General features: G+C 68.8%; 15 protein-coding genes. 8 read left to right on the plus strand and 7 right to left on the minus strand.

The window, feature by feature from the left end:
• Positions 1-170: 170 nt before the first annotated feature.
• The 3 genes from OHA25_RS10410 (at position 171) to OHA25_RS10420 (ending at position 5,641) form a co-directional block, all read left to right on the plus strand.
• Positions 171-503 carry a histone-like nucleoid-structuring protein Lsr2 gene (locus OHA25_RS10410; protein ID WP_305917313.1) on the plus strand — a complete coding sequence of 111 codons (333 nt, stop codon included), beginning with the start codon at positions 171-173 and terminating at the stop codon, positions 501-503.
• Positions 504-1,472: 969 nt separating this feature from the next.
• The gene (locus tag OHA25_RS10415) at positions 1,473-3,974 is read left to right on the plus strand and encodes an ATP-dependent Clp protease ATP-binding subunit (RefSeq protein ID WP_305917312.1); all 2,502 of its coding nucleotides are present in this window, start codon (positions 1,473-1,475) and stop codon (positions 3,972-3,974) included.
• A gap of 728 nt (positions 3,975-4,702) precedes the next feature.
• Positions 4,703-5,641, plus strand: a complete 939-nt coding sequence (locus OHA25_RS10420) for a sugar phosphate isomerase/epimerase family protein (RefSeq protein WP_327587359.1) — start codon at positions 4,703-4,705, stop codon at positions 5,639-5,641.
• Positions 5,642-5,690: 49 nt separating this feature from the next.
• Here the strand turns inward: OHA25_RS10420 and OHA25_RS10425 are convergent, their stop codons facing one another.
• Entirely contained in the window at positions 5,691-6,161 is a 471-nt protein-coding gene (locus tag OHA25_RS10425; RefSeq protein ID WP_305917310.1) for a MarR family winged helix-turn-helix transcriptional regulator, read from the minus strand.
• Positions 6,162-6,225: 64 nt separating this feature from the next.
• Here OHA25_RS10425 and OHA25_RS10430 point away from each other — a divergent pair, with 64 nt between their 5' ends.
• Positions 6,226-6,603 carry a cupin domain-containing protein gene (locus OHA25_RS10430; protein ID WP_327587360.1) on the plus strand — a complete coding sequence of 126 codons (378 nt, stop codon included), beginning with the start codon at positions 6,226-6,228 and terminating at the stop codon, positions 6,601-6,603.
• Positions 6,604-6,656: 53 nt separating this feature from the next.
• On the opposite strand, the gene OHA25_RS10435 is transcribed toward OHA25_RS10430, so the two are convergent.
• Positions 6,657-7,415 carry an A/G-specific adenine glycosylase gene (locus OHA25_RS10435; RefSeq protein ID WP_327590957.1) on the minus strand — a complete coding sequence of 253 codons (759 nt, stop codon included), beginning with the start codon at positions 7,413-7,415 and terminating at the stop codon, positions 6,657-6,659.
• 195 nt (positions 7,416-7,610) lie between these two features.
• Between OHA25_RS10435 and OHA25_RS10440 the strand changes: the two genes are divergently transcribed.
• On the plus strand, positions 7,611-8,285 hold the full coding sequence (locus tag OHA25_RS10440; RefSeq protein WP_327587361.1) for a hypothetical protein: 675 nt from the start codon (positions 7,611-7,613) through the stop codon (positions 8,283-8,285).
• A 15-nt stretch (positions 8,286-8,300) separates the two neighbouring features.
• Here the strand turns inward: OHA25_RS10440 and disA are convergent, their stop codons facing one another.
• The 5 genes from disA to OHA25_RS10465 are packed head-to-tail and all read right to left on the minus strand — an operon-like array spanning position 8,301 to position 12,288.
• On the minus strand, positions 8,301-9,377 hold the full coding sequence (gene disA / locus OHA25_RS10445; protein WP_327587362.1) for a DNA integrity scanning diadenylate cyclase DisA: 1,077 nt from the start codon (positions 9,375-9,377) through the stop codon (positions 8,301-8,303).
• 41 nt (positions 9,378-9,418) lie between these two features.
• Positions 9,419-10,825, minus strand: a complete 1,407-nt coding sequence (radA, locus tag OHA25_RS10450) for a DNA repair protein RadA (protein WP_327587363.1) — start codon at positions 10,823-10,825, stop codon at positions 9,419-9,421.
• 36 nt (positions 10,826-10,861) lie between these two features.
• Complete coding sequence (trxA, locus tag OHA25_RS10455; protein ID WP_305917305.1) at positions 10,862-11,167, minus strand: thioredoxin; 306 nt, start codon at positions 11,165-11,167, stop codon at positions 10,862-10,864.
• 3 nt (positions 11,168-11,170) lie between these two features.
• On the minus strand, positions 11,171-11,539 hold the full coding sequence (locus tag OHA25_RS10460) for a MerR family transcriptional regulator (protein ID WP_327587364.1): 369 nt from the start codon (positions 11,537-11,539) through the stop codon (positions 11,171-11,173).
• A 50-nt stretch (positions 11,540-11,589) separates the two neighbouring features.
• The gene (locus OHA25_RS10465) at positions 11,590-12,288 is read right to left on the minus strand and encodes a class I SAM-dependent methyltransferase (RefSeq protein WP_327587365.1); all 699 of its coding nucleotides are present in this window, start codon (positions 12,286-12,288) and stop codon (positions 11,590-11,592) included.
• A gap of 91 nt (positions 12,289-12,379) precedes the next feature.
• Between OHA25_RS10465 and OHA25_RS10470 the strand changes: the two genes are divergently transcribed.
• Genes OHA25_RS10470 through OHA25_RS10480 form a run of 3 tightly spaced genes read left to right on the plus strand, consistent with a single transcriptional unit; the run spans position 12,380 to position 14,587 of the window.
• The gene (locus tag OHA25_RS10470) at positions 12,380-13,189 is read left to right on the plus strand and encodes a sugar phosphate isomerase/epimerase family protein (RefSeq protein WP_305917302.1); all 810 of its coding nucleotides are present in this window, start codon (positions 12,380-12,382) and stop codon (positions 13,187-13,189) included.
• An 11-nt stretch (positions 13,190-13,200) separates the two neighbouring features.
• Entirely contained in the window at positions 13,201-13,956 is a 756-nt protein-coding gene (locus OHA25_RS10475; protein WP_327587366.1) for a class I SAM-dependent methyltransferase, read from the plus strand.
• A 46-nt stretch (positions 13,957-14,002) separates the two neighbouring features.
• A complete protein-coding gene (locus tag OHA25_RS10480) occupies positions 14,003-14,587 on the plus strand; it encodes a TetR/AcrR family transcriptional regulator (RefSeq protein WP_327587367.1) in 585 nt (194 codons plus the stop codon).
• The last annotated feature ends 23 nt before the right edge of the window (positions 14,588-14,610 follow it).

The raw sequence follows: 14,610 nt of genomic DNA on the forward strand, positions 1-14,610 counted from the left end.
TTGGTCCGCGCCGAGGGCCCCAGGCGGCACCGTAACGGCGAGGAGCCGGCCGAGAAGCAGAACTGATCGGCTAGTCAGCCGAATCCCCGCAGCGCTGAATTGTCTCAGGGCCTTTCCGGGTATATGTTTGGGCAGGCGAATGAAACAATGCCCGCGAAAGGATTGCGTACATGGCCAAGCAGATCCAGGAGATTCTCATCGATGACCTCGATGGGGGCGAGGCCAATGAGACGGTGAGCTTCGCTATTGACGGCTCCTCCTATGAGATTGACCTCAGCGACCTTAACGCCAAGAAGCTGAGGGACGCGCTCACGCCTTTCGTGCAGAACGCGCGCCGGGCAGGTGCCGTGGCCACGCGTCGTCGTGGCCGTGGCGGGAGCCGTGCGATGAGCCGCGAGAAGAGCTCCGAGATCCGTCAGTGGGCCAAGGCCCACGGGCTCCCGGTCAGCGAGCGAGGCCGTATCGCCTCCACGGTCGTCGAGAAGTACGAGGCGGCTCACTGATCGAGCCAACTCACGACCATGCGCTTATGATGTTCGCCTTGGACCCCGGCGGCCGCCATAAGCGCATGATCGTCTCTAGGGTGTTCCGAATGCCGGAACACCAAGTGGATGATCTCTAACTCCCCATATGCGGGCGTTTTGGCCGTGTGTTGTGGACCATGTCCGGCGTCGTTTCACCGACAGGTGTCCGCATATGTGATGGTGTCGCGCTCCGCGCGCCCGAATGGTGAATCCCCGCGATGGCCCGTTCCAGGAGAGCGGTGCTTGCGGATGGCGGCACGGCGTTGCCGGGATCGAGCCGCCGGAACATACGTTGAATGAGGTATGCGAGCCGCTCATCGGCGTTGAGTAAAACCTGAGACCGGCTCTAATCCGGGATCTCGACTCCCGCGCGTGTGACACCGGGCAAAACCCGCTCCCCCGGGCATGCGCCGCACAATGCCGGAGCTCCCGAGGTGCATCCTGCCGGGAATGCCGTGACCACTTGGACAGTCGTGCCTGATGAGGTCGGTAACCCGGCTGACCGGATGAGGATTTCATGAGAGTGCGGTAGGTGCCGTGTCCTGTTCAGGGCGTAGTGCGCGCACTTGGCCAACCATTGCGTGGGGACATAGGATGATTGCGTAACAGATACGGACGTGGCATCGGAGATGCGCGGGCGCGGGCCGGCTGACGCCGGTCCGCTCGAAGCGTCCGGTGGCCGGCGCGTGTTGATCTGCTTACGCCGCGGACGGCAATTTAGTGCTGCCGACGTGAAGCACCCTAAACATCGTTCGCTTGCGGCGTATCGGGAACACGTCACCCCCGAACAGTAGTTGGATGGAGGGTGAACGCCCTGCTCTCGGGGAACGTGTCTGCTATAGAGCGTGTCAGCGGCGAGTGGGCACGGTTCGCCGAGCCAGGGCTAGCATGCGGGAGGACGGGACCGGATTTACCGGCCTGACTGACCGCTCTGTGAGGAGCGACGAGATGTTCGAGAGGTTCACCGACCGAGCGAGGCGTGTTGTCGTCTTGGCCCAAGAAGAGGCCAGGATGCTCAACCACAACTACATCGGCACTGAGCACATTCTTCTTGGTTTGATCCACGAAGGTGAGGGCGTTGCCGCCAAGGCTCTGGAGAGCCTGGGCATCAGCCTTGAGGGTGTGCGCCAGCAGGTCGAGGAGATCATCGGCCAGGGCCAGTCGGCTCCGTCGGGGCACATTCCCTTCACCCCGCGGGCCAAGAAGGTCCTCGAGCTGTCGCTCCGTGAGGCTTTGCAGCTGGGTCACAACTACATCGGCACCGAGCACATCCTGCTCGGGCTCATCCGCGAGGGTGAAGGTGTGGCCGCCCAGGTGCTGGTCAAGCTTGGAGCTGATCTCAACCGTGTCAGGCAACAGGTCATCCAGTTGCTGCACGGTTACCAGGGCAAGGAGCCGGCCGCGGCGGGCGGCCCGCAGGAGTCTGCGCCGTCCACGTCCCTGGTGCTCGACCAGTTCGGCCGCAACCTGACCCAGGCCGCCCGCGAGGGCAAGCTGGATCCGGTCATCGGCCGTGAGAAGGAGATCGAGCGGGTCATGCAGGTCCTCTCCCGGAGGACCAAGAACAACCCGGTTCTCATCGGCGAGCCCGGCGTCGGCAAGACCGCCGTCGTCGAGGGCCTGTCGCAGAAGATCGTCAGGGGCGAGGTGCCCGAGACGCTGAAGGACAAGCAGCTCTACACGCTTGACCTCGGCGCCCTGGTCGCCGGCTCCCGCTACCGCGGCGACTTCGAAGAGCGCCTGAAGAAGGTGCTCAAGGAGATCCGCACGCGCGGCGACATCATCCTGTTCATCGACGAGCTGCACACGCTCGTGGGTGCGGGCGCCGCCGAGGGCGCGATCGACGCCGCCAGCATCCTCAAGCCGATGCTGGCCCGCGGCGAGCTGCAGACGATCGGCGCGACCACGCTCGACGAATACCGCAAATACCTCGAGAAGGATGCCGCGCTGGAGCGCCGTTTCCAGCCGATCCAGGTGGCCGAGCCCTCACTCAGCCACACGATCGAGATCCTGAAGGGTCTGCGCGACCGCTACGAGGCGCACCACCGCGTGTCCATCACCGACGACGCGCTGGTGGCCGCGGCGCAGCTGGCCGACCGCTACATCAGCGACCGCTACCTGCCCGACAAGGCGATCGACCTCATCGACGAGGCCGGGTCCCGGATGCGCATCCGCAGGATGACCGCTCCGCCGGACCTGCGCGAATACGACGAGAAGATCGCCAACGTGCGCCGCGACAAGGAGTCCGCGATCGACGCGCAGGACTTCGAGAAGGCCGCTGCCCTCCGTGACCAGGAGAAGCAGCTGCAGCTCAAGCGCGAGCGCCGGGAGAAGGAGTGGAAGGCCGGCGACATGGACGTCGTGGCCGAGGTCACTCAGGAGCTCATCGCCGAGGTCCTGGCGACCGCCACCGGCATCCCGGTCTTCAAGCTGACCGAGGAGGAGTCGCAGCGCCTGCTCCGCATGGAGGACGAGCTCCACAAGCGGATCATCGGCCAGGACGACGCCATCAAGGGCCTGTCGCGGTCCATCCGGCGCACCCGCGCCGGTCTGAAGGACCCGCGCCGTCCCGGTGGCTCGTTCATCTTCGCGGGTCCCTCCGGTGTCGGTAAGACCGAGCTGTCCAAGGCTCTGGCGGAGTTCCTCTTCGGCGACGAGGACGCGCTGATCAGCCTGGACATGTCGGAGTTCATGGAGAAGCACACCGTCTCCAGGCTGTTCGGCTCGCCTCCCGGCTACGTCGGCTACGAGGAGGGCGGCCAGCTCACGGAGAAGGTGCGGCGCAAGCCGTTCTCCGTGGTCCTGTTCGACGAGATCGAGAAGGCCCACCCCGACATCTTCAACTCGCTGCTGCAGATCCTGGAGGACGGTCGCCTGACCGACGCCCAGGGTCGGGTGGTCGACTTCAAGAACACGGTCATCATCATGACCACCAACCTCGGCACCCGGGACATCTCCAAGGGCATCGGGGTCGGGTTCGCGAAGTCCAACGACGCCGACTCCAACTACGACCGGATGAAGTCCAAGGTGCAGGAAGAGCTCAAGCAGCACTTCCGGCCCGAGTTCCTCAACCGTGTCGACGACATCGTGGTCTTCCACCAGCTCACGCCCGCCGAGATCATCAAGATCGTCGATCTGATGCTCCACCAGGTGGACCTCAGGCTGAAGGACCGCGACATGGCGCTCGACGTCTCGCCCGAGGCCAAGCAGCTGCTGGCCGACCGTGGTTACGACCCGGTCATGGGCGCCCGTCCGCTGCGGCGTACGATCCAGCGCGAGCTGGAGGACTCCCTGTCGGAGAAGATCCTTTACGGCGAGCTCCGTCCGGGGCAGGTCGTGAAGGTTGCGGTCGAGGGTGAGGGCGACAACGCCAAGTTCACCTTCCGGGGCGAGTCGATCTCGAAGATTCCGGACTCGGCGGCTGCCATCGCGGCCCCGATCCAGCACTGACGGGACCGCTTCGCGCGACGACGGCCCCCGTGTGATCCTCACACGGGGGCTTTCGCGCATCCTGGGGTCATACCTTCGGCGCCGGGCGCATCCGCCGGCGCCGTCGGTACTGCGGTGCTGACGTAGGCGCCGAGCGCGCCCCGGCCGATGTGCGCCCCGGCCGATGTGCGCCGCGTCTGAATGTGCACCGCGTCTGATGTGCGCCGTGGCCGCCGGGTGCGGCGTCCATGGGTGCTGGCCGCATCCGATGGCGGCCGTCGGCGCCGCAGTGCGCGGCGTCTGAATGTGCGCGACGAGCGCTGTGGCGCGGAAGGGGTTATGGCGCGGTAGGCGCTGTGGCGGGGCTGGGGCGCGGTAGGCGCTGTGGCCGACGTGTGCCGCGGAGCGGGTGACGCTCGATGGAGGCGTGGGGGTTGGCGCGGCCGGCAGGTATAAATGCCTTAGTGGGGACAAAGGGGGCAAAATGGGTGAATTTGGGCGTTGCCTAATTGTTGGATGGGCGGCTATACCACCACCGCGAGTAGTACTACACTGCGTAGAGCTTCGCCAAGTCTCATCCAAGTGAGCCACAAGATCGTGTTCCTAGGTTGGGGACTGCTCCCAAGGGAGTAGCCGGGAATCAACTCAGGGCGGACGCGTGAGCCACCCAAGAGCAGGCATGCTCGACCAGGTTCGCGCTCGTCTGGGGCGGGCGACGGGAACACACAAGCAAGCCGTGGAGGAAACCGATGCGCCTGCGTCACGATGACGGAACGCTGGTACACCTCGCCTACAACGCAGGCGTCCATCCTGCCGAGGATCTGGAAAACCTGATCGCGCACCTGACCCGCTACGCGGTCCCGGTGCGCAAGCGGCTGGGCGTGGAGCGGATGGGCATCGGGCTGTGGCTCTCGCCGAGCGTCGCCGACCACCTCACGGCCGACCGCATCGAGCTCGTACGGCTGCGCCGCTCCTTGGAGGAGCGCGGCCTCGAGGTCGTGAGCCTCAACGGCACCGGCGGCCGCAACCAGGAGGTCCCCGGCCCCGACTGGGCCAAGCCGGAGCGATACCGCTACACCATGGCGCTGGCCAAGATCCTGGCCTTCCTGCTGCCCGACGACGTGCGGTTCGGCAGCATCTCGACGATTCCGATCGGCTGGCGTCGCGACTGGCCCGCCGACCTGCACGCGATCGCCACCCGGCGCCTGGAGCGGCTCGCCCGCGAGCTGCGCGGCATCTACAGCGTCACCGGCAAGACGATCAGGGTCGGGTTCGAGCCGTGGCCCGGGTGCGTGCTGGAGACGACGGAGCAGGCGCTCGAGCGCGTGTGCGGGATCGACTCCGAGCACCTGGGCGTGTGCCTGGACGCCTGTCATCTCGCCTGCGGGGCCGAGGAGGCGGGGGCGACACTGAAGGGCCTGGCGAAGGCCGGGGCCCCTGTCGTCAAGCTGGGGCACGTACACAACCACACGGGCGAGACCACGAACACCGGCGCGGTGCTGCACGACACGCTGACGGCGATGTTGTCGGGCGCGGTGAGCGGGAGCGCGCACATCGAGGTCGAGACGCACAATCTGATCGTTCCCGGGCGGGCCAAGGGGCCGGGCGCGCTGGTGTCGATGCTGGCCGAGGAGCTGGCCTGGGCCCGTACCAACCTCACCAGTCTGGGCCTGCAGTTGGCGGCCTGAGTGGGTCCTGGGCTCGTGCGAACCTCGCGAGCCCGGGCCTTCAGCCCTTCTACAGAGTGCCGAACCAGCCTGGCATGTCCAGGCGCCACGGGTTGGCCGGGGTGAGCTTGCGCAGGTCGGACTCCAGGGCGCGCAGGCGGTCCTCGCCCAGCTCGCCGGCCCAGCGGGCGCGCAGGGCGTCGAAGATGCGGGCCGAGCGGCCGAGCGCGTCCATCCCGTACGGAGTGAGGCGGACGATCTTGCGGCGCGTGTCGCGCGGGTCGGCGGTGCGTTCGACGTAGCCGATCCGCTCCAGCGTGTCGATGGTCTTGCCGGCTGCCTGCTTGGACACGCCGAGCGTACGGCCCAGCTCGACGGCCGTGGTGCCCTCTGGCCCGATGGCCTGCATGACGAATCCGTGCATAGGGCGGATGTCCGGATGGCCCTGCCGGGACAGCTCGGCGTGGAGCTCGTCGATGAGAGCTCGGAACGCCAGCAGCAGGCGAAGTGGCAGTTCGAATCCCGGGGTGTCACTTGACATGATAGACAACCTGGTTAACTATATCGATGGACAACGTGGTTGCCTATCTTAGGGGTTTCAAGAGATGACTGTTATTCGCGCCGCCGACGCCCGTCGATCGGAGACGCCCAACGGGATCATGACGACGTTCGCCTCGCCGACGCAGGGCGGCGCCGAGTGCTCCCTCTGGCGCGTCGACGCCCGGCCCGGCGCCGTCGGGCCGGTGCATGACTTCGACGTCGAGCAGGTGTGGACCTGGATCGAGGGTGCGGCGACCGTCGAGTTGGGCGGCGAGAAGTACGCCGTGGCCGCCGGTGACACCGTCGTCATGCCCGCCCGGACGGCGCGGCAGGTGCTGGCCGACCCGGCCGCCGGATACACCGCCGTCGTCACGGCCTCGGCCGGCGCCAGGGCCATGTCCGCCGACGGGGCCGACCTGGGCGTTCCGCCGTGGATCGGCTGATTCGCCGCCGAACGGCTCGTGCCACCCTGCGGGCGTGCTGAAGGGGTGACCGGTCAGGCGTGGGGCAAGCGGTAGGTGCCGTCCTCGAGTGCTTCGGCCAGGCCGTCCGCGATCAGGCCGTCCAGGGCACGCTCGCGTTGCACCGCGTCGTCCCACACCACGTCCAGTGCCTCCTTGGGAACCGGACCGTGGGCGGCGCGCAACACCGCGAGCAGCCGGCCGCGGCACTGGCGGTCGGTGCCCGCGTACGTCTGGCCCTTGCGCGCCGGACCGGCGTGCGGGGGCTTGCCGGCCAGGCGCCACGCGCAGACGTCCGCGATCGGGCAGTCCGCGCAGCGCGGCGCCCTGGCCGTGCAGACCAGCGCGCCCAGCTCCATCACCGCAACGCCCCAGCGGGCCGCGCCAAGCTCGGGCAGGAGGCTCTCCGCCAGCCGCCGCTCGGCCGCCGACGTGGTCGTGGGCGGGTATTCCTCCGCGCGTACGGCCCTGGCGAACACCCGGCGGACGTTCGTGTCCAGAACGGCGTGCCGGCCGCCGTAGGCGAAGCTGGCGACCGCGGCGGCGGTGTACTCGCCGATGCCGGGCAGGGACAGCAGGGTCGCGTGGTCGGCCGGCACCTCGCCGCCGTGCTCGTCGGTGATGGCCCTGGCGCAGGCGTGCAGGCGCAGCGCCCGGCGCGGGTAGCCGAGCCTGCCCCAGTGGCGTACGGCCTCACCCGGCTGCTCGGCGGCCAGATCTTTTGGGGTGGGCCAGCGGGCCATCCAGTCATGCCACACGGGCAGCACCCGCACGACCGGGGTCTGCTGGAGCATGATCTCGCTGACCAGCACTCCCCATGGCGTCGCACCGGCCGCCCGCCAGGGAAGGTCCCTGGCGTTGTCCTCGTACCAATTGAGTACAGGCCCGTGCAACGTTTTCGGATCAGCCACGCGGTCAAGGGTATGGCTCCGTGAATGATTTCGGCGTGTCGTCACTCTAAGTGCCCGCCGAATTACCATGCTGTGCGTATGGATCCGGACACGATGCGTGAGGACGGCGGTGACGTCTACTGGCGGCGGCGCATGAGCGTGCTGGTGGCGGTGCTCGTCGTGGTGGCCGTGGTGGCGTGGGCGTGTTCCAGCGGGGGCAGCGGACCGGAACGCAAGTCCAGCGCCCAGTCCTCACCGAGCGCGACGCCCACCACCGATCCGTTGCTGGCGGGCCTGCGTACGCTCGCGATGGGCACGGCCAGCCCGACACCCACCCCCAGCCCGAGCACGCCGACCCCCGTCGCGCGCCCCAAACGGCCCGGCGAGCCCTGCGCCGAGGAAGATCTGGTGCTCAGCCTCCAGGCCGGCAAGGACAAGATCTACGCAGCCGGCGCCCAGCCCGCCTTCGTGGTCACGCTGGTGAACACGGGACCCGTGATGTGCACGGCCGACGTGGGACCGCGGGCCATGGAGATCCGCATCACCTCGGGTGCGGATCGCATCTGGTCCACGGCCGACTGCGTCAGCGGCCCGGGAACCGACATCAAGCAGTTGCAGCGGGGCGTGCCGTACGTGCGGACACTGAGCTGGGACCGCCGCCGCTCCAGCAGCAACTGCCGCTCCACCCCGGCGGCCGCCCTGCCCGGCACCTACGTGGCCACTGTTCGCCTGGGCAAGCTCCGCAGCACCAAGGGCGTCTTCCACCTGCGCTAGATCGTCAGAGTCGGGTTAGACGTAGCGTTCGAGGATGGAGGATTCGGCGAGGCGGGACAGGCCCTCGCGGACGCTGCGGGCGCGGGACTCGCCGACGCCGCCCACCGCCTGCAGATCGTCGATGCTGGCCGCCAGCAGCTTCTGCAGGCTGCCGAAGTGGCTGACCAGGCGGTCCACCACTGTCGCGGGCAGGCGGGGGACCTTGGCGAGCAGGCGGAATCCGCGTGGGCTGACCGGGCTGTCCAGCTTGTCGGAGCCGTGGTGGCCGAGGACCTGGGCGACGGCCGAGAGGTCCAAAAGCTCGTTGCCCGACAGCGTGTCGAGGTCGTGCATGGCGTCCACCAGGCGCTTCTGGCGGCGCGCGGAGGGGGCGGGGAGGTAGTCGCGGATCACCAGCTCGCGTTCGGAGTCCACGCCCGCCACGAGCTCGTCGAGCTGCAGGGACAGCAGGCGGCCGTCGGTGCCCAGCTCCACCACGTAGCCCTTGATCTCGTCGGAGATGCGCCGGACCATCTCGAGGCGCTGGACGACGGCGGCCACGTCTCTGACGGTGACCAGGTCCTCGATCTCCAGGGCCGACAGGGTGCCGGAGACCTCGTCCAGGCGGTGCTTGTAGCGCTCTAGGGTGGCCAGAGCCTGGTTGGCCTTGGAGAGGATGGCCGCGGACTCCTCCAGCACATAGCGAATGCCGTCGAGGTAGAGCGCGATGATCCGCATCGACTTGCTGATCGCGATGATGGGCAGCCCGGTCTGCCTCGCGACCCGCTGGGCGGTGCGGTGGCGGGTGCCGGCCTCGTCAGTGGGGATCGCGGGGTCGGGCACGAGGTGCACGGCGGCGCGTACGATCTTGTGGTCGTCGCTCAGCACGATCGCGCCGTCCATCTTGGCCAGCTCGCGCAGCCGGGTGGCGGAGAAATCGACGTCAAGCTCAAAACCGCCGCTGCAGAGCTCCTCGACATCCCGGTTGTAGCCGAGCACGATCAACCCGCCGGTCTGCCCACGCAGAATCCGCTCGAGGCCGTCGCGCAACGGTGTGCCCGGGGCCACAGCGGCCAGGGCTTCGCGACGACGTTCGTCCAGACTCCTATCCACCTGACCCCCGTGTCGATCGGTCAACCGTCAGCTTAGCCGCGCTATGTGACGTGTGTGAGTGCGTCCCAGACGTTCTCCGCCTGAACCACCTCAAACCCGGGCGCGAACGCCACAGGCCCCACAGGCACCAGAGCACGCTGCCCGTTACGCCGCCGGGCACCGTCCTCCAAGGATCCGGCCGGTACGAGTGCGCGTTTGAAGCCCAGCCTGGCCGCCTCGGTCAACCTCCTGCGTACGTCCTTGACCGGGCGCAGCTCACCGGCCAGGCCCACTTCGCCCAGGGCCACCAGTCCCGGAGGCAGCGGCTTGTCGCCGGCGGCGCTGGCCACCGCGAGCATGACCGACAGATCCACGGCGGGGTCGGCCAGTTTGATGCCTCCCACGGTCGCGGTGAACACGTCGCAGCCGCCGAGGCGGGCGTTGAGCCGGCGCTCCAGGACCGCCAGGATCATCTGCACGCGGTAGGTGTCGAGGCCGGAGGAGGTGCGCCGGGGCTGCTGCGCCTCGGTGCGCGCGACCAGGGCCTGGACCTCGGCGGGCAGCGGGCGGGTGCCCTCGACCGTGACCGTGACGCAGGTGCCGGGCACCGGCTCGCTGCGCCGGGAGACGAACAGGCCGCTCGGGTCGGTGATGCCCTCGATGCCCCGCTCGTGCAGGTCGAAGCAGCCGACCTCGTCGGTGGGGCCGAACCGGTTTTTGATCGCGCGCACCATGCGGAGCCTGGAGTGGCGGTCGCCCTCGAAGTTGAGCACGACGTCGACCAGGTGCTCGAGCGTGCGGGGGCCGGCGATCGAGCCTTCCTTGGTGACGTGGCCGACGAGCACCGTGGCCATGTTGCGATCCTTGGCCAGGCGCACGAGATTGGCAGCCACCTCGCGCACCTGCGTCACCCCGCCGGGCACGCCGGTGGCCTGCGCGGAGCCGACCGTCTGCACCGAGTCGACGACGAGGAGCGTGGGCTGGACCTTCTCCACATGCGTCACCAGGGCCGACAGCTCGGTCTCCGCGGCGAGGTAGAGGTTGGGCTCGATGGCGGCGATGCGGTCGGCCCGCAGCCGCACCTGGGCGGCCGACTCCTCGCCCGTCACGTAGAGCACGGTCTCGCGCTGGGCGATGCGGGCGGCGGCCTGCAGCAGGAGCGTGGACTTGCCGATGCCGGGCTCGCCCGCCAGCAGCACGACCGCGCCGGCCACCAGCCCGCCGCCGAGCACCCGGTCGAGCTCTCCCACGCCGGTCGTGCGGGCGGCCGCGACCTCGGCCTTGACCTGGCCGATCGGGACCGCGGGCGCGCTGGTGGCGCCGCCTTGGACGATGGTGGCGCCGGCCCGGGCGCCCTCCTCGTCGACCGTGCCCCACGCCTGGCACTCACCGCACCGCCCCACCCATTTCGTGGTGCGCCAACCGCATTCGGCGCAGCGGTATCCGGGCTTCTGGGCTGACTTGGCCATGCCGAGCAGGGTAGCGGCACGGGCCGACAATCTTGGCTAGACGAGGCCCAGGTCGGACTCCAGGAGGCGCTTGGGCTTGGCGCCGACCACGCGCTTCACCGGTTCGCCGTTCTCGAACAGGATCAGCGTGGGGATGCCCATCACGCCGTACTTGGCCATGATCTCCGGGTTTTCGTCGGTGTTGAGCTTGCCGATCGTCAGGCCGCGCTCGGCCTCGATCTGCTCCAGCACGGGCGCCACCATCCGGCAGGGACCGCACCACTCGGCCCAGAAGTCCACCAGCACCGGCCGGTCGCTCTTGAGCACCTGCTCGTCGAAGTTTTCAGTCGTCAATGTGATCATGTTTCATCCCCTGACAAAGCAACCTGGGCACGATTGGGCGAGCTGGGCGGCCACCTCGGCGCGGCGGGTGAGCAGGAGACGGATCTCCTCGTCGATCTCGGCCAGCTTGCGCTGGTAGACCTCCACGGACTCGGCGCACGAGCCGCCCGTGCTGTGCCCGCTGCGCAGGCAGTCCACGAACGGCCGGGTGTCCTCCAAGGTGAAGCCGACGGCGAGCAGGGCCCGGATCTCGGTGACCAGCCTGACGTCGTCCTCGGAATATTGCCGGTAGCCGTTGGAACCGCGCCGTGCGCTGAGCAGCCCGTGCTGCTCGTAGTAGCGGAGCGAGCGGGTGCTCACTCCGGTGCGTTCCGCCAGCTCTCCGATGCGCATACCCCCAAGGGTAAACTTTGACACTGACGTCAAGGTCAAGCCCGGGGTGCTCAGTAATAGCGCCAGCGCAACACGTTCGGATAGGGCAGCTCCAGCCCGGGTGTCTCGGCGATGGCCTGCTCGGCCACCTCGGGTGCGAACTCGATGCGCAGCACCGCCTCCAGGTCCGCCCGTCGCTCGAAGGCCATGCGCAGGTCCAGCGGCTGACGCTGCCACCCGTGGCGGTCCCAGAACGCCTCGACCTCGCGTGCCGAGTACGTCGGCACGGTGTGCGAGAACCACCGCCCGAACGAGCCCCGCGTCGCGTCCAGGTCGATGACGAAGGCCGCGCCGCCGCGGCGCACCACCCTGGACAGCTCCCGGAGCCCCGGCTCGCAGCCGGGACCGAAGAAGTACGCCCAGCGCGCCATCGCCACATCCACGCTCGCGTCCGGCAGTGGCAGGTCCTGTGCCGCGGCGGCGTGCACGCTCACGTTGGCCAGCGCGGCGCACCGGCGGCGGGCCAGCATGGCCAGGTCGCCGTGCGGCTCGACGCCGATCACGCTCGCGGCCGACCTGGCCAGCACGGGCAGGTGGTAACCGGTGCCGCAGCCGATGTCGAGCACGGTGGCGGCGTCCCAGGGGCGCAGGGCGCGCATCGCCGCGTCGGCCGCGCCCTCGGGATCGACGGCGCGGTTCTCCACCTCGTAGACCTGGGGTGTGTTCCAGATGTTGGGGCTCGGGATCGCGCCTTTGGCTATCCGTGGCATGCCCCAACGGTAGATGCACAACCTCCGTGGTGAGGCGGCTCACCACAGGGGCTAGCGCGCCATATCCGGTTCTCCGGCTTAGGCTGGCAGCGTGGCTGATGTCATCCGCGTGCCCAATGCGAAGATCGCATTGTCCACTGCTTCGGTATATCCGGAACGCACTCCTGACGCGTTCGAGTTGGCCGCCCGCCTGGGCTATGACGGCGTAGAGATCATGGTCGGCGCCGACCCCGTGAGCCAGGACATCGACGTGATCGAGCGGCTCTCCGAGCACTATCAAGTTCCCGTCCTGGCCATTCACGCCCCCTGTCTGCTGGTGACCCAGCGGGTGTGGGGTCGCGACCCCTGGGCCAAGCTGGTCAAGGCACAGAAGGCGGCCGAGCGCCTGGGCGCCTCGACAGTCGTGGTGCACCCGCCGTTTCGCTGGCAGCGCGACTACGCGCGCGACTTCGAGGTGGGGCTGGCCAGGATGCGCGACGAGACGGACGTCACGTTCGCGGTGGAGAACATGTTCCCGCTGCGGGCCAGGGGCAACGACGTGGTGCCCTACTCGCCCGGCTGGAACCCGATCGACTACGAGTTCCCCCAGGTCACCCTGGACCTGTCGCACACGGCCGTGTCCGGCTCGGACGCCATGGAGATGGCCGCCAAGCTCGGTGACCGGCTGGCGCACCTCCACCTGGCCGACGGCATCGGGGTGACGAACAAGGACGAGCATCTGGTGCCGGGCAGGGGCAACCAGCCCTGCGCCCAGATGCTGGAGCGCCTGGCCAAGACCGGCTACTCCGGCCTGGTCGTGCTCGAGATCAACACGCGCAAGGCGGCGAGCCGTACCGAGCGGATCGACGATCTGGCCGAGGGGCTGGCCTTCGCGCGGCTGCACCTGGCGGCGTCTACATGAACATCGGGCCGATGAGGGATCTTGGCAGGGTGTTCGACCGCGTGGCCGACGCCTACGACGCGGGCCGGCCCAGCTACCCCGACGAGATGTATCGCGCCGTGAGCGAGCTGACCGGCGTCGACCTGGACGGCGCCACGACCGTGGACGTGGGGGCGGGCACGGGCATTCTGACGCGGGCGCTCAGAGCGCGTGGCTCGCACGTCATCGCGGTCGATCCGGGTGCGGAGATGCTGGCCAAGCTCATGTCCCGGTCCGCGAACGGCACGCCGGCCGTCGCTGCGGTGCAGGGTGACGGCAACGCGCTGCCGCTCGCGGACGGGGTGGCCGACCTGGTGGCGTACGGCCAGTCGTGGCACTGGCTGGACCCGGTGGTCTCGATCGCCGAGGCCAGGAGGGTGCTGCGGCAGCGTGGCGCGATCGTGGGCTGCTGGAACTTCCACCACGCCGCCCAGGCGGACTGGCTGGCCGCCTACGAGGCCCGCCTGGCCGAGGAGGTCCCCGCCTACTGGGGGCCGGCCGTCGAGGAGTGGTCGGTGCCGCCCATCGCCTCGGCCTTCGAGGTGATCGAAGAGCGTTGGATCCCGTGGACGCGGCTGGTCGGCATCGAGGACTTCCTGCTGGACCTACGCTCGCACTCATACATGGCGGCGCTGTCGGCGCAGGCGGCCGGCGCGCTCGTCGAGCGGCAGCGGGCGGAGTTGCGCGAGGAGTTCCCGGAGGGCGTGTTGTCGGTGCCGATGCGGGTCTATCTGGCGGTGGGCCGGTGAGCACGGGCGGCGTTTGGCGACCGAGCCCGCCTCGCGGAGTGAGGCCATGAGCACAGTAAAGCGGCGTCCGGGGCGTCGGCCCGGGTCTGCCGACACGCGTGGAGAGATCCTGGCGGCGGCGAGGAAGGTGTTCTCCGAGAAGGGGTTCGACAAGGCCACGGTGCGCGGCATCGCCAGGGAGGCCAAGGTCGATCCCGCCCTCGTGCACCACTACTTCGCGACGAAGGAGGGCATGTTCGCGGCGGCCATGCAGTTGCCGGTCAGCCCCGATACCGTCATCCCGCTTCTGCTGGAGGGCCCGCGCGAAGAGATCGGCGAGCGGCTGGTCCGCATGATCCTGCGCGTCACCGCCTCGCCGGAGACGCGCGAGCCTCTGGTCGCGCTGATCCGGTCGGCCATGACCAACGAGCAGGCGGCCGTGATGATGCGGGAGTTCATCACCAACGCCCTGCTCTACCAGGTGGCCGGCCGGCTGGAGGTGCCGCACCTGCGGATCGAGGCCGCGTTCGCCCAGATGTTCGGCGTGATCCTGGGGCGCTATGTGCTCAAGCTGGAGCCGCTGGCGAGCGCCGATCCCGAGGAGCTGGTCGAGTTGCTGGCGCCGACCATCCAGAGGTACTTCGCCGGCTAGAGCATTGTTCTACACAGCGCGGT

This window comes from Nonomuraea sp. NBC_00507, assembly GCF_036013525.1.
Lineage (GTDB): Bacteria > Actinomycetota > Actinomycetes > Streptosporangiales > Streptosporangiaceae > Nonomuraea.